The following is a 21950-nucleotide window of genomic DNA, read 5'->3' as shown; positions in this document are numbered from 1 at the left end:
GAAACGACACTAAGCCAGAAGAGCTTTTCCCGAATTGGCTATCAGACAAAAAAAAGCCCGTGATGTTTCCATCACGGGCTATATTAATTATCTAATTGGAATACTCAACTTAATACAGAAGAATACCCTCTATCGAAAGTAGGAATGTGACTATCCAGCCAGCCTTTTACCATTTGACCGACTTCTTCGGTTACATCAGCCTCACCGGCATGAAATTTTTTCTGTAAATCGGCGCATGTCGCTATCAGAGCTTGGTGCTCAGCTTTATGAGCCTCTATACCGGAAAATTGCGCAGCGGCCATTTCTTTTTCTTCATGAGCAAAATGATCCACTACATAAGCAATCAAGTCATCCAACTGCCCGCCAATAGCTGAGCGCTCTGCCCCGCCAGTTGCCAAGTCATATAATTTATTCAACTTACCAAACAGGATTTGGTGTTCTTCATCGGCAAATCCAACGTTGGTTCCGTATTGATCTGCAGTCCAGTTAATTAAGCTCATAGTAGTTCCCCATAGTGTTATTGTTATTTTAAAACCACAATTTAAGTATGGATAAATTTAGATCTAAAATCAATTACTTTTTATAGGGAAATTATCATCGCTTTGGCCAGTTGCGCAAAATCAGGATTTTTCTGAAAAGGAAAGACTCCGAGCAAGGGCGCGTCAATCAATGAAACCAGCGTTTGCAATGTTTCTTCCGGCCTAAGCATGGCTTCATCAACACAGGCCGCGATCCATCCCGCACAGGGAATACCGGCATCGGCGATGACTTTATGGGTCAGACGGGCATGATTGATACAGCCCAATTTTACAGCCACAACGGTGATAACGGGAATGTTAAGGCGCATGACCACGTCACTCCAATCCTGATCCCTGCCCAAAGGGACCAGCCAACCGCCCGCTCCTTCGACTAAAACGACATCGACCAGGGTCTGTAAGTTTTTATAGGCCGCGTGTATCAAATCAATATCAATTATCTGACCATTCGCCGCCAAATGCGGTGCAACAGGCTCTTTAAATGCGTAAGGATTAATCAGTTCATAAGATACAGGGACCGATGCAAGCTCCTGAAGCAACAAGGCATCTTCGTTCCTTAGCTGACCTGAAATCTCCTCGCAACCCGAGGCGACTGGCTTCATACCGATCACCGTGCTGCCTTTCATTTTAAAATGATGCATTAACGCGGCAGTTGACCAGGTCTTACCTGCACCGGTATCAGTTCCGGTAATAAAGTAGCTTTGTTTACTCATCTAAAAGGAGACCACCACATAAATAACTTCAAACGTAGCAAAAATACCCGGCTCTTCGCTTGTTTTCGGATAAGCGGCCAACAGTTTTCGCAATTCAGCTTTAGTAGTTAACCGTCTTTTTCTGTCTCGAGCAACGTTGTGCGCACCCAGGAATTTTAATTCAGCCATTAATTCCAGCACCGATTCATAAGCCGATTTATAGATAACGGTTTCAATCTGAATTTTTTTTGATCCTGCCTGAGTTAACGCCTGAAACAGATCATCTTGCACTGCAAAGTCATTAACATGGCGGTAGTCGTCAACAGCTTCCCAGGCAAGCTTTAACTCGCTTAGAGTTTGCGGGCCGAAGGTTGAAAAAATCAATTGGCCTCCAGGTTTAACCAGTTTTTTAAACCTGGAAAAAGTTTCACTATTCAGATTGCACCATTGCAAAGCCAGATTAGAGACTATTGAATCAAATTGTTGATCCACGAACGGCAAAGACTCAGCATCAGCGCAGACATAAGCCACTCGGGAATGGTCAGCCAGCCTCAGGCGGGCCCGATGCAACATCGGCTCAGCGATATCCAGTGCGATGATGGCTTCTAGTGAAGCAAACTGCAAAAGGCGCTCGGTCAAAAAACCGGTTCCGCAACCGACATCCAAAATATTCCCAGACAATCCCTTTTCTGCGTATTGATTCAGTAAATGAAGCCCAACCTGCTGTTGCAATCGGGCAGCACTGTCATAAGAAAGGCTCGCATTACCAAAAGAAGTCTTGATTTTTTGCTTGTCCAGATCAAAAACAGCACTCATCGTTAATTCACAAAATCAGTAATCAATTCCAAAAGATCCGTTTCATGCGACAAAAAAGGCGCGTGCGCCGCATTGCTCATCACATTAACCGTGATGGAAGGATTGAGCACCTGTAAAGCCGGACCGACACTGACCGGCACCAAAGAGTCTCTATTACCGAATATTGCAGCTATTGGCATTTTAAGTTCCCTTAATGCGGGCCTTAAATCCTCGTTTTTTAACATCGTAAGTCCTTGTTGCAAAATGTGCTGGGCTGGTGTGTCGGTTTCCCTTACCGCCGCTTTCATCGTTTTTGATAATGCTTTGAAGTTCTCAAGACCATTGATTTGCAGCGACAAAAATCTGAGCAATGTGGTCTGGCAATCAAGACTCAACTGCTCGGCAAAGCTGTCTAAAACCGACTCTTTAATGCCCGGCCAGTCGGCTTTCCCGACAAAGCAAGGATTGCTCGCCAGCAAGGCGATGGCACTGACTCTGTCAGGAAACAGGCGCGCCATTTCAACGGCGACCATACCGCCCAGCGACCAGCCCAACCAGACATAAGGCTGCTTCGGCAATTGTTGAGCTAATGATTCACAAATGCGGGGCAACGAGAATTGCTCACAATGCCGGCTCAATCCATGCCCCGGCAAATCCACACAGTACACGTGATAATGCGCAGCCAAACGGCGGGCGAATGATCGCCAAATCCCGGTATGCATGGCCCAGCCGTGAACCATAACCAAAGGCAAACCCTGACCGTAGGTTTCCAGGTGTAACTTCATAAATCGGAATGACTCAAGGCTTCAAGCAGTTGATCGATATGCTGCTCTTCATGCAGCGCTGAAAACGTGATGCGCAGACGCGCCGAACCTTTAGGCACAGTCGGAGGACGTATGGCGCTGACCAAAAACCCGGCTTGCTCAAGCTGCCGACTGACATGACAGGCTTTATGACTGTCACCAATCAAGACAGGTTGAATGGGCGATTCCGTTGGCTTTATCGGCAGACCCAGTTGTCCGGCACCCTGTTGAAAACGTTCGATAAGCATTTTTAGCTTTTCACGCCGCCAAGTCTCAGCCATGATGATTTTCAAACTGGCGCGAGTCGCCTCGGCCAAAGCCGGTGGTGTCGCAGTGGTGTAGATATACGTTCTTGATTTTTGAATCAACGTTTCAATCAGTTCCTCGGAACCGGCAACAAAAGCACCGAATGTGCCGAAAGCTTTGCCCAGCGTGCCGACCAATACCGGGACCTCGTGCTGACCAAGACCATAATGCTCTAGTATGCCGCCTCCATTAGCCCCGATTACGCCGAGTCCGTGCGCATCGTCCACCATAAGCCAGGCATTTTGTTGGCGGGTGACGTTTGCCAGACTGTCCAGCGGAGCAAAATCCCCGTCCATGCTGAATACACCGTCCGTCACGACCAAAGCCTTGCCCGTTGATGTTTCCATCTGACGGCTTAAATGTTCACTATCCGCATGGGCGTAACGTTTAAATCGGCCGCCGGATAACAGGCCGCCATCCAGTAAAGAAGCATGATTTAATCGATCTTCCAGCACGGTATCGCTACGACCAACCAATGCCGAGATCACTCCCATGTTGGCCATATAACCGGTTGAAAACAACAGCGCACGAGAACGGCCGGTAAAATCGGCCAACTCCTCTTCAAGCGCATGATGCGCAAAGCTGTGGCCGCATATCAGATGCGCAGAACCGCTGCCCACTCCGTAACGGTCAATGCCTTGCTTAAATGCTTTGGCAATATCTGGATGGCTGGCGAGCCCCAGATAATCGTTACTGCAGAAATTAACAAACGGCTGCCCCTTCAAGACCCAATGAACACCCTGCCCCGAATCCGGCACTCGCCGAGAACGGTAAAGACCGTCTTGATGAATGCTTTCGAGCTGCTCGGTTAATCCGGAAAAAGGGAGTGTCATTTTAGCAATGGTCAGTTTGAAATTTTCAGCGTCATTTGGGGGGCTTGGCTAAGCCTTTCGAGAAACGCCGTAAACCCTTCCATGGGGGCTTGACGGCAGCATCCCTGCTGCCAACATCCTCGAAAAGCTTAGTCCAGCCATTTTTCCCTTCAAATTGAGAATTGCGGGTGTCATTGCGCGTGACTTGATCCACCCGAATGAAGCCCCAACCGCTTGAACAACGTTAAATCCTGATGGGTCATTGGATTATCTGTGGTCAATAATTTATCACCATAAAAAATGGAATTGGCGCCGCCGAGAAAACACAGCGCCTGCATTTCATCACTCATTTCCTTTCGGCCCGCTGACAAGCGCACGCGGGATCTGGGCATCATGATGCGTGCAACCGCAATGGTTCTGACAAAAACCAAAGGATCCAATGACTCGGTACCCATCAACGGCGTCCCTTGCACCTGAACCAACATATTGATAGGCACGCTTTCCGGATGTTTGGGTAAATTAGCCAGTTCGATCAGCAGCTTGGCTCTGTCTTGCTGCCCTTCGCCCATACCGACAATGCCGCCGCAACACACATTGATACCGGCGTCTCTAACTCTTGCCAGCGTATCCAACCGGTCCTGATAGGTTCTTGTCGTAATAACTTCTGAATAATAATCTTCCGAAGTGTCCAGATTGTGATTGTAATAATCCAGTCCGCCCGCTTTTAACTCTTCGGTTTGTTTATCGGTCAACATACCGAGCGTCACGCAGGTTTCCATACCCAGAGCCTTGACGCCTTTAATCATCTCAACAACACGTTCGATATCCTTATCCTTGGGCTGCCGCCAGGCCGCACCCATGCAAAAGCGAGATGCACCATCGTCCTTTGCGCGTTGGGCTGCCTCTAACACCTCATTGACCAGCATTAAGGCTTCCGCTTTAAGACTGGAATCATAACGCGCACTTTGCGGACAATAGCCGCAATCTTCTGAACAGGCACCGGTTTTGATGCTTAACAAACTGCTGATTTGAACTTCGTTTGGATCAAAATTGGCACGATGAACAGTCTGTGCTTGATGAATCAAATCGTTGAAAGGCAAATCAAATAGCGCCTGAACTTCATCCAGCTGCCAATCATGGCGTAGCGATAGTTCAGGAACAAAGGGGCGTATTGCAGGGTTTGCAGACATTCTGTTAATCTCCGGCCAATTAATTATTTTCGATTGGGTCAAGTTGAGCAATCCTGTCAACTTAATATCGTTAAAATGGTAAACAACTGGAGTAATATTATACAGAATTACCTGTTTCCGCCTACTTGTATCTTATGTGGTCATCCTGGACAAAGAGAAAAAGATCTCTGCCTGCACTGCGAGAGCGGTTTGATACGAGCAACTGAGTGTTGCTATCGATGCGGTGCGTTGTTTGAGCAATCATCAACAACTCCGATGTTATGCGGTGCCTGCTTAAATAAAACACCTTATTTTGATGAAACGCATGCTGTTTTTGTCTACACCGGTGCCATACGCTATTTACTCACCTCGCTCAAGTTTGGCGGCCAGCTAAAAAACGCCAGATTGATCGGACAGCTTATGGCTGAGCAGTTTTTGACTATTGCGGAAATACCCGAATGCCTGATTCCCGTGCCTTTGCATAGTGAACGTTATCGCGAAAGAGGTTTTAATCAAGCCATAGAAATAACGAAAACCATAGCCAGACTGATGGATATCCCCGTTGATCTGGACAGCAGCATCCGTCAGCGCAATACCGAGCACCAGACTGAATTGAGTGCAAAACAACGGAAAAAGAATATACTCAATGCTTTTGCGGTGAATAAAAAACTAACCTTCAACCATGTTGCTATTGTCGACGATGTCATGACGACCGGCACTACCGTTTCAGAATTGGCTAAAGCCTTAAAAAATGCAGGGGTTCATCGTGTCGATGTCTGGGTCTGTGCCAGGGCGTGAAGGTAAAGAACGTTATTACAAAATCATGATTGATCTTAGCCTGTACCGCGATCAATTCAGCAATTTCACCTTAACGAGAACCACGAATGATGAAATTACTTATTTTATGTTTAAGTCTTTTAAGTTTTAATCTGGCCGCCGAAACACGCATCGCCATCCTCGATTTTGAATTGAAAGATTTGACACTGGCACCCGGCATCCCAACTGAAGTAAAACGCACGGCTTCGATCAAACCCTTGCTGGAACAAGAATTACGCTCCGCCGGTTACCGGATCATCCAGATTCCATTGACGGCTCAGCGAGCGGCAAACGGCGGTGAAGGCTACCTGTTTGATCATGCCGATCTTGCCGCACAATTGGGGAAAAGTTTTGACGCAGACTATATTTTGGTCGGCAGATTACACAAGCCCAGTTTCCTGTTCGCTTATTTGATGGGAAACCTGATTCGGGTCAGCGACGGTCAATTATTGGATCAGATTATCTCCGAATCTAAAGGACCTAACATCGATTTAACCATCAAGGCAGTAGAAAGCCTGACGGTTAAAATCGACAAATTACTCGAGCAGCGATACACCCCGCCCCCACCCTCAAAACTGATCAAACAACCGAAGTAGACAGTGCTTGTATACCTTTCGCACTTCAAATTTCGGCAGTGCCTAAGGAGGCAACGGGTTGTTCGGCAAAGGCTTTGCCAGCATGGATGCTGGCATAGAGCCTATAGGGATGTATTGTCGGCGTCCTTTGACGGGCAATCCGGTGCCGAATTTCGATCTACGATGGGTATATCTGCACGTCTCCTCCAATTTTAGAGGGTGTAAGGTGGTGATTGAAAAGGCGTCTTCAACAGGGATTTTGCAGAGAGCTACAGGGAAGTATATACGGCGTCCTTGACGGGCACCCCGGCGCCGAATTTCGATCTGCGGTGGGTATAATTCAAAACAGGCGAGAAGTTACCAGTGCTTTTTCAACGCGCAGCAAATCGGCTTCGGTATCGACGCCGGCTTCAGGTGTTTTATCGACGGTTTTTACCAATACCGCGTCTCCGTGCCATAAAATTCTTAATTGTTCTAAAGATTCTATCGCTTCAATGGGGGATGCCTCCCACCCACAATAACGGTTCAAAAAATCAACCGTGTACGCATACAAACCGATATGACGGAGATAAAGACTATCAACCGGCATCGATTTAGACTCCACGCCAAAATGCGCCCGGTCCCAGGGAATGGGGGCACGACTAAAATACAAGGCATAACCCGCTTTATCGAGAACGACTTTAACCGAATTGGGATTGAAGATTTCGTCGCTGTCGTCAATACGTGCCGCCAGCGTTGCGATACCGGCATGATTCTGAGCGGCTAAAGCATAAGCTGCGTCACGAATGTATTGAGGAGGAATCAGCGGCTCATCGCCTTGAAGATTGACAACAACAGTGCCTCCTGACCACCCGGCTAATGCGGCGACCTCGGCAATGCGCTCTGTTCCGCTTTGATGATCGGGACGCGTCATCACAGCTTTGATACCCAGGCGGGTGACAGCATCGACAATGCGTGTATCATCGGTTGCGACCACCACTTCATCAGCACCGGCTTCCTGCGCCCGCTCACAAACATGCACAATCATCGGTTTACCGGCAATCGACAGCAGCGGCTTTCCCGGTAAACGGGTAGAACCATAACGGGCCGGAATGACCACTTTAAACGCCGGACTCATTTGCGCAGGGCTTCTGCTTCTTCTTGGGACAACACTCTGGCCTCATCTTCAAGCATGACAGGAATGCCGTCACGAATCGGAAAGGCCAGACGATCGGCAATCGAGATGAGTTCCTGCTTATCTTTGTCATAAATCAATGGTCCTTTGCTGACAGGACTGGCTAAAATTTCAAGCAGCTTTTTATCCATGATGTTTCTCTCCGAGTAAATGTAAAAAACGTTTGGCAAAATCCGGTTCAAGATTTGCCGTTACCGGCACATACCAGTAGTTATCCTTTGCAAAGGCCTGGCATTTGACCGCATCTTTTTCGGTCATTAGCACCGGATTTCCGTCATTAGGCAAATCCTTGGCGCTGTATTGATAATGATCAGGAAATTTAAGGCAAATAGCTGAAACGCCCTTGTTAGCGAGCATGTCAAAAAACCGGGCAGGATTGCCGATGCCGGCAACAGCATAACAGGGTGCCGCAGTGAAATCAGTTAACGGCACCTGTGCGCCTGAGACCAGATTCACTGCATCATTACCAACCACACGCATGTCAAAATGAGTCTCGTCTGACTTGACGCCATTGACAACAACCAGGTCGACTTCGCTTAAGCGGTCTTGCGATTCTCTCAAAGGTCCGGCAGGCAAGCAATAACCGTTACCAAACCGTCTTTCGCCATCAATTACCACAATTTCAATAGTTCTGGCCAATGCGTAATGCTGTAAACCGTCGTCAGATAAAATGACAGTGCAGGCAGAATTCTCAAGCAGCATCCTGGCGGTGGCCACGCGATCAGGCCCAACCGCAACCGGGCAACCACTGTGCCGGGCCAACAAAACAGGTTCATCTCCAACCCGTCGAGGATCCGAATTCAAGTCAACCATTTGCGGCCACGCTTCTGATTGCCCGCCATAGCCACGGCTGATAATGCCCGGCCGGTATCCATTTTGCTGAAGTACTTGCGCCATCCAGATAATCAAGGGTGTTTTACCGGTGCCGCCCACCGTCAAATTGCCTACGATAACGACCGGGACCGATAATTTGTGTGTTTTAAGCAGCCCTATGCGATACAAAAAGCGTCTGAATCTGGCAATATCCCGGTAAATAAAACCCAACGGCATCATAATCAGACCGAACAAGTCATCCTTGTACCAGATAAAATCCAGCACGGACGCGCCAATTCGTTTTAAATTCATGGATTTTGCGTCCTTATTGCAGCAAAAGTGATACGTTTAAAACCCACCTGTCCGGCAATATCCAACGCTCTGATGACCGCTTCATGCGGCGTTTTTGCATCGGCATTGATGATAAACGGTAAATTGGGTGAAACTACCGCGAGTTTTTGTAATTCCCCTTTCAGGGTTTCTTTCTTCTGATTAACCAGCTCGCGGGGCAAGCCATCGTCGCCGGACAGATAGTAGGTGCCTTGTGCATCAATGGTTAAGTTGATCACTTTGGGTTGTTGTTCAGGCTCTTCGCCTTCGGCCTGAGGTAATTTGATATTGAGCGCAGTTTCTTTATTGAACGTAGTGGTCACCATAAAAAAAATCAGCAACAGAAATACCACGTCAATCATTGGCGTGATGGATATTTCCAGCTTCTCTCTTTTTTTGCGGTGAAAGTTCATTTCACTTCCTCCCGGTCACCGTGAATAATATCAATCAGCCTCAAAGCTTCCTCTTCCATGTTCAAAACGTATTCTTCCACCAATCGCTCAAAGTAGCGGTGAAAAATCAGACTGGGAATGGCTACTGTCAAACCGGCAGCGGTCGTGATCAAGGCCTCGGATATGCCTCCGGCGAGAATGCCCGGATCACCCACGCCATGTAGCATGATGGCGGAGAAAACTTTTATCATCCCGACCACAGTCCCCAACAATCCCAGCAAAGGTGCAATGGAAGCAATGGTACCCAGCGTATTTAGAAAACGTTCCAGCTCATGAACGACTTGTCGACCGACCTCCTCGATACTGACCCGCATCATTTCCCGTCCATGTGCGCTGTTGGCCAGTCCTGCCGCCAAGACCGCTCCTAACGGGGAACTGACTCTAAGGCTGCGTATGGCGTTATTGTCCAGTTTGCGATCCCGGTGCAGCTTCCAGATTTGAGGGATCAATTCAGGAGGCAGAATTTTCTTTTTGCGTAACGACCAGAACCGTTCTCCGATAATGGCCATTGCGGCTATTGAACAAAGAATGATTGGCAGCATCAGCCACCCACCGCTTTTAATTAACTCGATCACACTATTTCCTTAGGTACAAAATATTTAATTTCTATCAAGAAGCGAACTTACTTGGAACGTGTATTTTACTAAAATCATTGGCTCAAATATATCCAGGTTCAATGCTTATCAGCGTAAATAGTAAATCTGAACATAAGTTGTAACTACTCGCCAACTTGGAATTGAGAGTGTAGGTGCTTGATTGAAAAGGCTTCTGCAACAGGGATTTTGCAGAGAGCTACAGGGACATATTCATGCGTCCATTGAAATCAAGCACCCACACTCTACTAAAATGGGCGGTGCGAACAAATACTATAAGTTTTTAATTTGCTTAATTTTGCGCAATGGCTTTTTGCGCATGATCCCGGCCCACCCAGATGTAAGCTATGATCAAAGCGACGGCACAACTGACGGCGGCCAAAGCATAGACCCGTTCCGGCCCCCAGGATTCCCATAAATATCCGCTGTATAAACTGCCCAGCATGCCTCCCAGACCAAAACTCATGCTGCTGTACAAAGCCTGACCTTTCCCTTGATGCTGGTGTCCGAAATAATGATCAACCAGATGAATGGCCGCCACATGAGTCGCACCAAAAGTGGCTGCATGTAACACCTGGGCTGCGATCAACAAACTGATCTGATTCGGAAAATAAGCAATCATATTCCAGCGAACAATACTCAGCACGATGCTGGTCAATAAAATTTTGCGCAAACTAAAGCGGGCCAGTATTTTCCGCATAAACAGAAACAATATGATTTCAGCCAATACGCCCAACGACCAGAGCAGCCCGGTCATTGTTGATGAATAACCATGGCCCTTCAGAAAAATGGAGAAAAACACATAATATGGGCCATGAGCGAGCTGAATCAGAAGATAAACCGTAAAAAAAGCGATTATTTCCGGCTTCATCAGTAAACGCGAGATTCTGACCGTACCCCGTTCACCGAGTGAGGCCTTAGCCTCCGGCGTAATCAAGGCCGTAAACCACAGAACAATCAACAAAACAGTAATGACTTGCGGCAGTATTTCAATTGTCAGGCTATCCAGTAACCAGCCCATAAAAACGACCGTAGCGATAAACCCAACCGACCCCCATAGACGGATTTCACTGTAACGATGCCGCTCGGATTTGAGATGAAACAGGGTCGCCGCTTCAAACTGAGGCAGGGCCGCATTCCAGAAAAAACTGAAAGCAACCGTTATTGCGGCAAACCAAAAATAGCCGCGCACCCAGAGGAAAGCAGCAAACAAGCACGCCGATAAAAAACAGGCTATGCGGATAATCCTTAAACTTTTACCGGTGTAATCTGCAATCCAGCCCCAAATATTGGGAGCAATGATCTTAGTGCCTACCAAAAAAGCCGAAAGCTCTCCAATTTCACCGGGATTAAAGCCCAGTGATTTAAGGTAGAGGCTCCAATACGGCAAAAAGCCGCCCAGCGTTGCAAAATAGAAAAAATAAAATCCTGACAATCGCCAGTAAGGTACCGACATTGAAGGAATCTTTTATCTTATAGCCGGTAATCCGGAATCAACTTCTGCATTTTGACCGCGATGTCTCAAAAAGTGATCCATCAGCGTGATCGCCATCATTGCTTCAGCAATCGGTGTGGCGCGAATGCCGACGCAAGGATCATGTCTGCCATGCGTGACGACATCAATCGCTTCACCATGAATATCGATACTTTTTCCTAATAAACGCAGACTGGATGTAGGTTTTAACGCGATGCTGGCGACCACATCCTGACCGGTGGAAATTCCGCCTAAAACACCGCCCGCGTGATTGCTTAAAAAGCCGTCCGGCCTTATTTCATCGCGAAAAGCCGTTCCTTTGGTATCCACGCAATCAAAGCCGCCACCGATTTCTACGCCTTTTACCGCGTTGATACTCATCAGGGCATGGGCCAAATCGGCATCAAGCCTGTCGAATATGGGCTCGCCCAAACCGGGCGGGACATGACTGGCTACAATAACAATCTTGGCACCTATCGAATCGCCTTCTTTTCGCAGCGCATCCATGTAGTTTTCCATGGCTTCGACTTTATCTTCATCCGGGCAGAAAAACGGATTATTATCCACTACCGACCAGTCGACTTTATCTATTTTAATAGGCCCCAATTGCGATAAATAACCTCTTATTTCAATACCGGCAATATGCTTGAGATATTTTTTAGCAATGGCGCCTGCAGCAACCCGCATGGCCGTCTCGCGTGCAGAAGACCGCCCTCCGCCCCGGTAATCCCGAAAGCCGTATTTTTGATGATAGGCATAATCAGCATGGCCTGGTCTGAAACTTTCCGCAATTTTTGAGTAATCTTTGGAACGCTGATCGGTATTTTCAATGATCATACCGATGGGCGTACCGGTGGTGACGCCTTCAAAAACTCCGGAAAGAATCTTGACCTCATCGGCCTCCCTGCGTTGGGTAGTATGCCTCGAGGTGCCAGGCTTGCGTCGGTCCAGATCGGTTTGAATATCGGCTTCTGAAAGCGGCATTCCGGGGGGGCAGCCATCAACGATACAGCCAATGGCAGGCCCGTGACTTTCACCAAACGTGGTTACGGTAAATAATTTTCCAAACGTGTTTCCGGACATAACTCTATTTTAAAGCTTGTTGAAAAAGAGGCGTGAACTGTCTGACTTGCTCTGCCGTCAATAAAAAAACGCCATCACCACCATGTTCAAAATCCAGCCAGTAAAAAGGTACGTCGGGGTATAAGGTTTGTAAGGTCTCGGCACTGCTGCCAACCTCAACAACCAAAATTCCCTCAGCCGTCAAAAAGTCATGCGCTCGGGCCAAAATTCGCAGCACCAGATCCAATCCCGACTCACCACCTAAAAAGCCCATATCAGGTTCGGCATGAAATTCGGCAGGCAACCCTTCCCATTCTGCCGTGCTGACATAGGGCGGATTACTGACGATCAGATCGTATTTATCAGGCGGTAAGGCATCGAACAAATCAGAATGATACAGAGTGACTTGATCGGCAGCGTCATATTTTTTCAGATTAATCTCAGCAACCGCCAGCGCATCGTCGGAAAGATCAACCGCATCGACTTTTGCCTCGGGAAAGGCGTAAGCACAGGCAATCGCAATACAGGCACTGCCGGTACACAAATCAAGTACGCGGCTTACATTATCGACTTCCAACCAAGGAGAGAAATGTTCGTTGATCAACTCAGCTATCGGAGAGCGCGGCACCAGAACCCGTTCATCCACATAAAAAGGAAGTCCGGCAAATTGCACCTGGTTGGTTAAATAGGCAACCGGCTTGCGCTCGTTGATACGTCTGTCAAATAAAGCAGACACAGCTTGACGCTCTTCATGTGTCAGTACACTATCCAGGTAAACCGGCGACAAATCAAAAGGAAGTTGCAAGGTATGAAGCAGCAATGCTGCAGCTTCATCAAGGGCACTTGCTGCACCGTGACCGAAAAAAATGTTGGCTTTATTAAAACGGGTTGCGCCCCAGCGGATGTAGTCACGTATTGTCGTTAACGTAACAAGCGCATCAGAAGAGTGATCAATCATGAATAAAAAAATGAGAACTGTATCGACTAAATCGAAGATTTTAAACTAAACTCTGACGAAGTGCCTGATTATTAAACCCAGCCCCCGAACAATCCCTATGAGCGCACCCGCTGAAATAATCAATACAGCGTCTAATCTGGCAAAAAACCGCCTTTATCACGATTGCTACCATTTTATGCAATCGGATAATTTGCAATTACCTACCATCCCTGATGTGGCCTTTAAGATTCGGCGCGCTATCAATGATGACAGAGCCAATAATGCCAAAATTGCCCGTGTTGTTCAGATAGATCCCTCTATCACGGCCCGACTGATCAGAATCGCCAACAGCCCCCTCTACCGGGGCCGAAGAAAAATTGAAAGTTGCCCGGAAGCCTTGACACGGATAGGTTTAAAAGCAGCACAAGATATTATTACCTCATTTGCCATGAAAACTGTTTTTTTGGCAAAATCGCCAGTGATAGCTCGTAAAATGACGGATTTATGGGCTCATAGCAGTTACGTAGCCGCCATCAGCGCCGTTTTCGCACACAAAATTCCCGGCTTTGACCCTGACAAAGCGATGCTCGCAGGACTTATTCACGATATTGGGGTTGTCCCCATTCTCACCTATGCCGATAAACATCCTGAAATCATTAATACTCCAAAAGACTTAGTGGAGACAGTCAGAAACTTGCGCGTTGATATCGGCTTACAAATCATTCGAAAATGGGATTTTCCGGCCGATTTTGAAGATGTCATCATCCATGCTGAAAATTGGTACAAACACAATGACGGGCCTGCTGACTACAGCGATATTGTAATGATTGCGCAATTGCACAGTTACATAGGCAAAGTGGACGTCAAGAAAATGCCGCGTATCGACGAGTTACCTTCGTTCAAAAAATTAGTCCAGGGTCATCTGGATCCGGATGCCGGTCTTTCAATTCTTGATATGGCCAAAGATGAAATTGAACATATCCGGCAGATGTTGAAATAGGCCATGGCATTGGATATTCAACCGCTTATCAATGCACTCAACACCCGATCAATCTCCAGCCAAAATGAAAATTCACTGCAACTTAAAGTGGGTCAGCAACTAGACGTTAAAGTCGGACAAATATCCAGCGATCTCAACAAGATCACGCTGGAAATTGCCAAACAAACCCTGGACGTTAGAAGTAACCTGACCGCGCCACTGCAATCCGGCCAGATGCTCAAACTGGAAGTTCTACAACTGTCCCCTACACTGGTACTGAAGCTGGTGGAACCCAAGCTTACCGAGTCCATACTCAATTTTACCCAATTGCCCGGCGCCAAAACGACGAACCCATCCGATCCGTCATCTGTTTTTGCTTCGGCTTCCGGCAATAAGACGCCCGACTCTCCTATGCCGCTTATGGCCCGCGTTATCGGCATTAAAGATCAGTCTATCCAACTGGAGCTCTTATCCAAACCGGCGGGAAGCAAATCAGCCACGATGGAAATCGCTTACAATGCCGAAGACCCTCGGGTAAAACCCGGGCAACTGATTACACTGGAAGCGGCTTCATCAAACAAGCATCAGACGTTTAAAATAATCAGTGTCGAAAGCGGGATTGCCGATTTTGTTAAACGCTTTTTGCCGAAAAATGATTCACCGACAGCCCTGGTCAATCAACTGGTTAAAGACAATGTCCGTTTGCAGACCAGTGAAACGGCTTCCATGCCATTGAAACAACTGGTCAGTGATATTTTACGCAATCTCCCCGAACATAAAGATTTGATGCAAGGCAGCCTGCTTAAAAACATACTCTCTGAATCCGGTTTATTTCTTGAAGCAAAAATTGCAAGCCTAATTACTCCCTCTGACCCCAAGCAACCGGCACCTGCCGGCCTTGAAGCTGAAAACGTCCTGTTTAAAGATGATTTAAAAGCCCATTTACTTAAACTGATTCAGACGCTAAAAATGGAAACGGCGGGTGAAAGTGAACAAATCCAATCATCCTCTGCGCTGGAACAACTTAAAAACCTGTTACAAAAAAGCGAAAACAGTCTGGCCAGAATAATTCTTGATCAATTGGCCTCAGTTCCCAAAGAGGACTCGCCCAAACAACAATGGCTGATTGAAATTCCATTTTTAAATCAAAACCACGCAGACAGTGTAAAAATCGAAATCAACAAAGACCAGCACGCCAAACAGGAAGAACACAATCAAACCTGGTCGGTCACGGTGACACTTTCTCCACCCAATATCGGTCCAATTCGCTGCAAAATTGCCTATTTTGACAATACCGTCAACACTCATTTTTTTGCAGAAAAACCGCAAACAACCGCATTGATCCAAAACCATCTGGACTATTTAAAACAACAATTAGAGCAAGCAGGCTTAAAGACCGGCCATATTGAGGCCAGCGAAGGCGTTGTGGAATCCCTCCCTAATCGTTTGACGTCAGATTCGTTGCTGGATGAAAAAGCCTGACTTTAAGTGTGTCAATAGCCGAAAGCCTGGCTGCCTAGGGATAAATTACTCTACTACTTGGCTCACTCATACTAAAGGAATAAGTTGAATTTCAAGGCATCAGTTCAATCGGCTCAATTGCAGCAACTTTTTTCTGCGAGCATTGCGTCACTGGTTACCAGTACATTGCTAGCAGCGATTCTTGCTTTTATTCAGCGAGAAGTGATTGCAACCTCAATTGTTCTTGGCTGGTTTGGTCTCGTTATGTTGGTCGCGCTGTTTCGTGCGGCGCTTGTCTATGCTTTTCGACACGCCTCCATTGAAAGTGAAACAGCGATACAGTCCTGGCTGACGAAATTTCGCTATGGCGTCCTGGCAGTGGGCATAGTCTGGGGGTCGGCAGGTTTTTTGATGTTCCCCGGCAATGAACCTCAGCATCAGATGTTCCTGATCTTTATGATGGCCGGGCTGACAGCCGGAGGCGTAATTTCATTTTCGGCTGATCTGATAAGTGCGGTGGTCTTTGCTGTGACCTCTCTTTTGCCCATCGTGATATGCCTGCTCATCAAAAGTGACACGTTGTCTGTTGGAATGGGAATGGCAGGATTTTTATATCTCGGCTTTATGATCGTCAGCTTGCGCCATATTAACCGGAGCATTACCGAGAATATTATGTTACGTCTCGAAGCTGCCGCCAGAGAGGAAGTCGTCAGGACTAGCGAGGAACGCTTACGCTTGCTGCTGAAACATTCTCCAATCGGCATTTTTCATTACGATACAAACTGCATCATTACTTACTGTAATGAACACTTTGCCGATATTCAGGGCAATTCAGTTGACGGCATAGCCGGTTTCGGCATGAATACTTTCAACGATCAATCTATCCTTCCTGCCGCAAAAAAAGCTCTTGAGGGCGAATTAGTCTTTTATGAAGGGCAAAATTACGCCTCATTAACTGACTCCGGCATAGCGATAGACATGACCTGCGCGCCCTTCCTTGATAGCACAGGAAAGATCGCGGGCGGAATCGGCATTGTCAGGGACATCACCGCTCGGAAAAAAGCGGAAGAAATGCTCCGCATCAGTGCCATCGCTTTTGAATCCCAGTCGGCGATGATCGTCACCGACGCCAACGCTGTCATCCTGAAAGTCAATCAGGCATTTGCCAGACTGACCGGCTTCAGTGTCGGAGAAACTCTCGGGCAAACTCCACACTTATTCAGTTCAGGGCGCCACGATACGTTATTTTTTCAAGCGATGTGGGCCACGCTTATTAAGTCAGGCTGCTGGCAAGGTGAAGTATGGAACCGCCGTAAGAATGGGATCATTGTTGCCGAATGGCTGGACATTGCAGCCGTCACGGCGCCCGACGGTAACATTACCCATTATGTCGGCACATACGCCGACATCACTCAGAACAAGGATGCAATAGCTGAAATCCACCGCCTGGCCTATTACGACCCACTAACTCATTTACCCAACCGCCGGTTGCTGCAAGACCGGCTTGACCAGATACTGAACGTTGCGGCGCAAAATAGGTTATATGGCGCGATTCTGTTTTTAGATCTGGATAATTTCAAAACGCTCAACGACACACGCGGCCACGATGCCGGCGACCAGTTACTTATCGAAGTGGCCAGACGGCTGCGTGCAGACGTTCGTGAAAATGACATTGTCGGCAGGCTTGGCGGTGACGAATTCGTGGTTTTCCTGGACAATCTGAGCTCAGAACCCGAGGTTGCTGCTGTGTTAGCCAAACAATTGGGTGAAAAAGTGCGGAACAATCTAGCCAGGCCCTACCTCATTGACGACTTTGACTTTCATTGTACAGCCAGCATCGGCATTCGCTTGTACCGGGATCAAAAGCAGGCAGAGGAACTGCTTAGACATGCCGACCTTGCCATGTATCAGGCCAAAACGGAGGGAAGAAATACAGTGCGTTTCTTCAATCCCGGCATGCAAGCTGCGGTAACCGCGCAGGCAGACATGGAGAAAGACTTGCGCTGTGCACTTAAAAACAATCAATTCAAGCTTTATTTCCAACCTCAGGTCTATCTTGACCGACACATAATCGGCGCTGAAGTATTGCTGCGTTGGGACCATCCTCAGCAGGGCCTGATCTCCCCTTTAAAATTTATCCCGTTGGCTGAAAAAACCAACCTCATTCTCTCCATAGGTCAGTGGGTCATGGAATCTGCCTGCGCTCAATTAATTCTTTGGAAGGAAAATTCGTATACCCGGAATTTGCGGCTTGCCGTCAATGTCAGTGCCCGGCAGTTCAGACAACCGGATTTTGTCGCCCGGATGAAGCAGGCACTGAACAACACCGGGATCAATCCGGAACTTCTCAAGCTTGAACTCACGGAAAGCCTGGTACTCGACAACATCAATGACACTATTAAGAAGATGAATGCACTCAGGGAAATCGGCGTGCGGTTCTCATTGGATGACTTTGGCACCGGCTATTCATCCTTTTCCTACCTGACCCAATTGCCCCTGGACCAGTTGAAAATCGACCGGTCCTTCGTGCACAACATCGGGTTGAAATCCACTGACGCGATCATAGTGCAAACCATTATCGGCATGGCCGGGAATTTGGGGATAGAAGTCATTGCCGAGGGAGTGGAAACGGAAGCGCAACTTGCCTTCCTACAGCAGCATGGCTGCCATACCTATCAGGGCTATCTGTTCAGCAAGCCTGTGCCCATACAAGAATTTGTCGATGTTGTGGCAACCTGACGTCCCAATTGAACGCCTGAATCCGTATTGGTTGATGCAAAACCTGAAAAACACGATTAAGAAGTGATTTTTAGCTGGGCACCCGGCTGTATTTTGTTTAGTATTAACTCATCATAAAAAATTGATTTACGCGATTCAATCTGACGAACCGCCAATCAGTAAGGAGCATCGTTAAACAATACAATGAACGGCATCTATAGGTTTTTTGGCTAAAAATAGGGCTTAACCATTCTGGTACAACTGCTTTTTGGGAGATGGCTTTTACAGGGCAGATTAATCCCTGCCGTTAAATTCCAGGAACGGCCTGAAAACAGGTTTTTTGAGTGAAACATAACATACCAAGCAACTTAAATGACCGGTAACGATACGATGAAAACTTTTTTAGAAACAGTCCTGGCGGAAGCAGACTACCAACCGGTCAGGCTGTTAAAAATATTAAGAGCAGTACAAGCCCAATACCGGCATATTCCGGCAACGGCCATTGATTTCCTGTCTGACAAACTCAACATTCCACGCACCCAGATCATTGCGGTGGTTGAATTCTACAGTTTTCTGCATGCCACACCACAAGGCCGTTACGATCTTTTGTTCAGCGACTCGATTACCGATCGCATGCAGAATAAAGAAAGCCTGCTGGCCTATGCGGCCGAAATCTTAAAAGTCAGAGTGGGCGAAGTCCGAAAGGACGAACTGGTCAGCCTTAACAATACGTCCTGCACCGGCATGTGTGATCAGGGACCGGCAGGCCTGGTCAACGGCTATCCTCTACCTAGACTGGATAGACCCAAAATCGACACCATTGCCGCCTTGATTGAACAGGAAATACCTTTAGACGATTGGCCTGCAGAACTATTCCAAGTCGAAGAAACCATCTACAAGCCCGGGCTGCTGTTGACTCAGCCCTTTAGCAATGGTGATGCCATAAAAGCGACTTTTAATCGAGGCTTGACTGAAACTTTGGCGGAAGTTGACTTATCCAATCTTCGTGGCCGGGGTGGCGCCGGATTCAAGACGGCATTGAAATGGCGCACCTGCGCTATCCAAGCCGCTACACCCCGCTATGTGATTTGTAACGCCGATGAAGGTGAGCCGGGTACTTACAAAGACCGAATGTTACTCAACCTGTATGCAGATCAGGTATTCGAAGGCATGACGCTATGTGCGGCGATCATCGGCTCCACTCAGGGTTTAGTTTATCTGCGCGCCGAATATTTATTCCTTTACGAAAAACTCCAGAACGTATTACAAAACCGCCGCGACCAGGGTTTACTCGGCACCACTATTCTTGGGCAAGCGGGCTTTGATTTCGACATCGAAATACGCATGGGTGCAGGCGCTTACATTTGTGGTGAAGCATCGGCACAAATCGAATCTCTGGAAGGAAAGCCCGGCATTCCGCGCACTAAGCCACCTAATTCGGTTATCTGCGGTTATCTGCGCAAACCGACGGTAGTCGACAATGTTGAAACCTTTTTCGCCACCACGCACATTGCAATAAAAGGCGGACAATGGTTTGCCGATGTCGGGACGCCGCAATCGACTGGCAGCAAATTACTCAGCATCAGTGGCGACTGTGCCCGGCCGGGTATTTACGAATACCCGTTTGGTACCCGCATCAGTGAGATATTGTCGGACTGTGGCGCCGAAGAAGTCATGGGGGTACAAATTGGCGGCCCGTCAGGTACTTTTATTTCCAACCGGGAACTGGAACGCACACTTGCATTTGAAGATTTATCCTCTGCCGGCTCGTTCATGGTGTTTAACCACACCCGAAACATTTTTGACGTCGTGCAGAACTTTACCGATTTTTTTGCCCATGAAAGCTGCGGCTTTTGCGCTCCCTGCCGAGTCGGTACCTCATTGCTGAAAAATCAGTTAAACAAGATCATAGACGGTCATGGTTCCGCTGTTGATATGGAAAAACTGAGCGAAATATGTATGGTCGTTAAAAACTTCAGCCATTGTGGCTTGGGAGAAACCGCCGCGAATCCAATTTTAACAACGCTGGCGAGCTATCCCGAGTTGTATCTGGAGCAGTTAAAACGATCCGGTTTTTCACCCGGTTTTAACCTTGATGCTACGTTAGCTATAGCCCGCCAGTTAACGCAGCGCGACGATTCAGGTGCGCACTTATCGCAGCAAGTGGAGAATTGACATGAGCGGAACGCTTACCATCGATGATCAAACCATCCCCTTCACCGATGGCCAAACCATCATAGAAGCCGCCCGTACAGCAGGCGTCTACATCCCCCATCTGTGTCATAGACCCGGCTACACGCCACACGGCAGCTGCAAATTATGCACGGTAAAAGTCAACGGCCGTACCTGTTCAGCGTGTACTTTTCCAGCTGCTGAAGGCCAGAAAGTCGTCAACAACAGTGAAGAATTGCAAGAAGCCCGTCTGCGCATCACCCAAATGCTGTTCGTGGAAGGCAATCATTTTTGCCCGACCTGTGAAAAATCGGGTAATTGCGAGTTGCAAGCCGTGGGCTACCATCTGAATATGCTGGACAGCCACTTCCCGCATTTTTATGCACATAGAAAAGTGGATGCTTCGCATCCCGATATATTGATTGACCATAACCGCTGCATTTTCTGCAACTTGTGTGTTCGTGCCAGCCGCGAGAGCGATGGTAAAGACGTGTTCGGTATCGCCGGGCGCGGCATCCACAAACGCCTGATAATAAATTCACCAACGGGACAACTTAAAGACAGCAACATCAGTGTTGAAGATAGTGCAGTACAGGTATGTCCTACCGGAGCGATTCTGGTCAAGAGAACCGGTTATAAGACACCGATCGGCGGGCGCATTTACGACCAGCATCCCATCAGCACAATTGCCTGCAAAAAAAGGGAAACCGATTCAACAGGATAACTTGGACTTATCGGTCCTGTAAGTGAAGCCGAAGTTATTTTATGAGTTTTTACTAACCCTTTTCACGTAACCCCAACACGAATTGGCGTAGATCAGAAGCCATGGATGGCAGATTACGTTTAGATCAATGTAATCCTTCTTCATGGAACCCCCTGCCGTAACCACGGACTTGATGTCGATCAAGGGTCACCAATAGGCATAACATTTTGCGACAAAAAGACTCAAGCCATTGTTTAAGTGGAAAACATTTTTAAATTAAACTGTTACACATCACAGTTTAATTTAATGCGATCATCAAACTTTATGCTTCTGAATTATACAAAGCGGACCGATATTTATAATTTGCCAAGGTAGGAAACGGCCATTAGCGGTCTATGAAAAATACAAAAAATCAGTTTTCCGAATGACTGGTTTATAGCAGCAATTCTCATTTTAAAACCCTACCCGGAGTCAGGAATTGTGCCGTTGAGTCCTTTCAGCATAAACCGCATCAAATGATCCCAGTCATCGAATGGAAGATACTGCATTAAAGCGCGAAGATGTTCAAAAAAAGTCCG

The 21950-nt window shown here is 47.5% G+C and carries 21 protein-coding genes; 7 read left to right on the top strand and 14 right to left on the bottom strand.

The genetic code is table 11. The annotated features are described in order from the left end of the window. Positions 1-104: 104 nt before the first annotated feature. The 6 genes from Q7V32_RS16600 to bioB form a co-directional block, all read right to left on the bottom strand. Positions 105-500, bottom strand: coding sequence for a bacteriohemerythrin (locus tag Q7V32_RS16600; protein ID WP_304898096.1), 396 nt, complete (start codon positions 498-500; stop codon positions 105-107). An 80-nt stretch (positions 501-580) separates the two neighbouring features. Further along, positions 581-1249, bottom strand: coding sequence for a dethiobiotin synthase (gene bioD / locus Q7V32_RS16595; RefSeq protein WP_304898095.1), 669 nt, complete (start codon positions 1247-1249; stop codon positions 581-583). Beyond that, complete coding sequence (gene bioC, locus Q7V32_RS16590) at positions 1250-2044, bottom strand: malonyl-ACP O-methyltransferase BioC (RefSeq protein WP_304898094.1); 795 nt, start codon at positions 2042-2044, stop codon at positions 1250-1252. Positions 2045-2046: 2 nt separating this feature from the next. Continuing rightward, positions 2047-2808 (bottom strand): pimeloyl-ACP methyl ester esterase BioH, encoded by a 762-nt coding sequence (gene bioH / locus Q7V32_RS16585; protein WP_304898093.1) that lies wholly within the window; start codon positions 2806-2808, stop codon positions 2047-2049. Continuing rightward, positions 2805-3965, bottom strand: a complete 1161-nt coding sequence (gene bioF, locus Q7V32_RS16580) for an 8-amino-7-oxononanoate synthase (RefSeq protein ID WP_304898092.1) — start codon at positions 3963-3965, stop codon at positions 2805-2807. Before bioF ends, bioH begins: the two co-directional genes overlap by 4 nt. 170 nt (positions 3966-4135) lie before the next feature. Next, positions 4136-5134, bottom strand: a complete 999-nt coding sequence (bioB, locus tag Q7V32_RS16575; RefSeq protein WP_304898091.1) for a biotin synthase BioB — start codon at positions 5132-5134, stop codon at positions 4136-4138. A 75-nt stretch (positions 5135-5209) separates the two neighbouring features. Here bioB and Q7V32_RS16570 point away from each other — a divergent pair, with 75 nt between their 5' ends. Next, positions 5210-5911 (top strand): ComF family protein, encoded by a 702-nt coding sequence (locus Q7V32_RS16570; protein ID WP_304898090.1) that lies wholly within the window; start codon positions 5210-5212, stop codon positions 5909-5911. A gap of 89 nt (positions 5912-6000) precedes the next feature. After that, positions 6001-6525, top strand: coding sequence for a DUF2380 domain-containing protein (locus tag Q7V32_RS16565; RefSeq protein WP_304898089.1), 525 nt, complete (start codon positions 6001-6003; stop codon positions 6523-6525). A 319-nt stretch (positions 6526-6844) separates the two neighbouring features. Here the strand turns inward: Q7V32_RS16565 and kdsB are convergent, their stop codons facing one another. From kdsB to prmB, 8 genes are all read right to left on the bottom strand, one after another. Beyond that, entirely contained in the window at positions 6845-7621 is a 777-nt protein-coding gene (gene kdsB / locus Q7V32_RS16560; protein ID WP_304898088.1) for a 3-deoxy-manno-octulosonate cytidylyltransferase, read from the bottom strand. Then, complete coding sequence (locus Q7V32_RS16555; protein WP_304898087.1) at positions 7618-7809, bottom strand: Trm112 family protein; 192 nt, start codon at positions 7807-7809, stop codon at positions 7618-7620. Before Q7V32_RS16555 ends, kdsB begins: the two co-directional genes overlap by 4 nt. Next, complete coding sequence (lpxK, locus tag Q7V32_RS16550) at positions 7802-8803, bottom strand: tetraacyldisaccharide 4'-kinase (protein ID WP_304898086.1); 1002 nt, start codon at positions 8801-8803, stop codon at positions 7802-7804. The genes Q7V32_RS16555 and lpxK overlap by 8 nt, the downstream gene beginning before the upstream one ends. Continuing rightward, the gene (locus tag Q7V32_RS16545; protein WP_304898085.1) at positions 8800-9234 is read right to left on the bottom strand and encodes a biopolymer transporter ExbD; all 435 of its coding nucleotides are present in this window, start codon (positions 9232-9234) and stop codon (positions 8800-8802) included. Before Q7V32_RS16545 ends, lpxK begins: the two co-directional genes overlap by 4 nt. Beyond that, the gene (locus tag Q7V32_RS16540) at positions 9231-9848 is read right to left on the bottom strand and encodes a MotA/TolQ/ExbB proton channel family protein (protein ID WP_304898084.1); all 618 of its coding nucleotides are present in this window, start codon (positions 9846-9848) and stop codon (positions 9231-9233) included. The genes Q7V32_RS16545 and Q7V32_RS16540 overlap by 4 nt, the downstream gene beginning before the upstream one ends. Positions 9849-10158: 310 nt before the next feature. After that, on the bottom strand, positions 10159-11322 hold the full coding sequence (locus Q7V32_RS16535) for an MFS transporter (protein WP_304898083.1): 1164 nt from the start codon (positions 11320-11322) through the stop codon (positions 10159-10161). A gap of 12 nt (positions 11323-11334) precedes the next feature. Next, complete coding sequence (gene aroC, locus Q7V32_RS16530) at positions 11335-12423, bottom strand: chorismate synthase (protein WP_304898082.1); 1089 nt, start codon at positions 12421-12423, stop codon at positions 11335-11337. Between the two features lie 4 nt (positions 12424-12427). After that, on the bottom strand, positions 12428-13360 hold the full coding sequence (gene prmB, locus Q7V32_RS16525) for a 50S ribosomal protein L3 N(5)-glutamine methyltransferase (protein ID WP_304898081.1): 933 nt from the start codon (positions 13358-13360) through the stop codon (positions 12428-12430). A gap of 97 nt (positions 13361-13457) precedes the next feature. On the opposite strand from prmB, the gene Q7V32_RS16520 reads away from it, so the two are divergent. The 5 genes from Q7V32_RS16520 (at position 13458) to Q7V32_RS16500 (ending at position 21393) form a co-directional block, all read left to right on the top strand. Then, positions 13458-14339, top strand: coding sequence for an HDOD domain-containing protein (locus Q7V32_RS16520; RefSeq protein ID WP_304898080.1), 882 nt, complete (start codon positions 13458-13460; stop codon positions 14337-14339). Between the two features lie 3 nt (positions 14340-14342). Next, positions 14343-15800 carry a flagellar hook-length control protein FliK gene (locus Q7V32_RS16515; protein ID WP_304898079.1) on the top strand — a complete coding sequence of 486 codons (1458 nt, stop codon included), beginning with the start codon at positions 14343-14345 and terminating at the stop codon, positions 15798-15800. A gap of 84 nt (positions 15801-15884) precedes the next feature. Then, positions 15885-18518, top strand: coding sequence for a bifunctional diguanylate cyclase/phosphodiesterase (locus Q7V32_RS16510; RefSeq protein WP_304898078.1), 2634 nt, complete (start codon positions 15885-15887; stop codon positions 18516-18518). A 369-nt stretch (positions 18519-18887) separates the two neighbouring features. Beyond that, positions 18888-20672: an NAD(P)H-dependent oxidoreductase subunit E gene (locus Q7V32_RS16505; protein WP_304898077.1), complete on the top strand. Its 1785-nt coding sequence runs from the start codon at positions 18888-18890 to the stop codon at positions 20670-20672. A gap of 1 nt (position 20673) precedes the next feature. Then, on the top strand, positions 20674-21393 hold the full coding sequence (locus tag Q7V32_RS16500; RefSeq protein ID WP_304898076.1) for a 2Fe-2S iron-sulfur cluster-binding protein: 720 nt from the start codon (positions 20674-20676) through the stop codon (positions 21391-21393). The last annotated feature ends 557 nt before the right edge of the window (positions 21394-21950 follow it).

The sequence above is a fragment of the Methylicorpusculum sp. genome (assembly GCF_030651835.1).
Taxonomy (GTDB): domain Bacteria; phylum Pseudomonadota; class Gammaproteobacteria; order Methylococcales; family Methylomonadaceae; genus Methylicorpusculum.
This window is presented reverse-complemented; position numbering and strand designations above follow the sequence as displayed.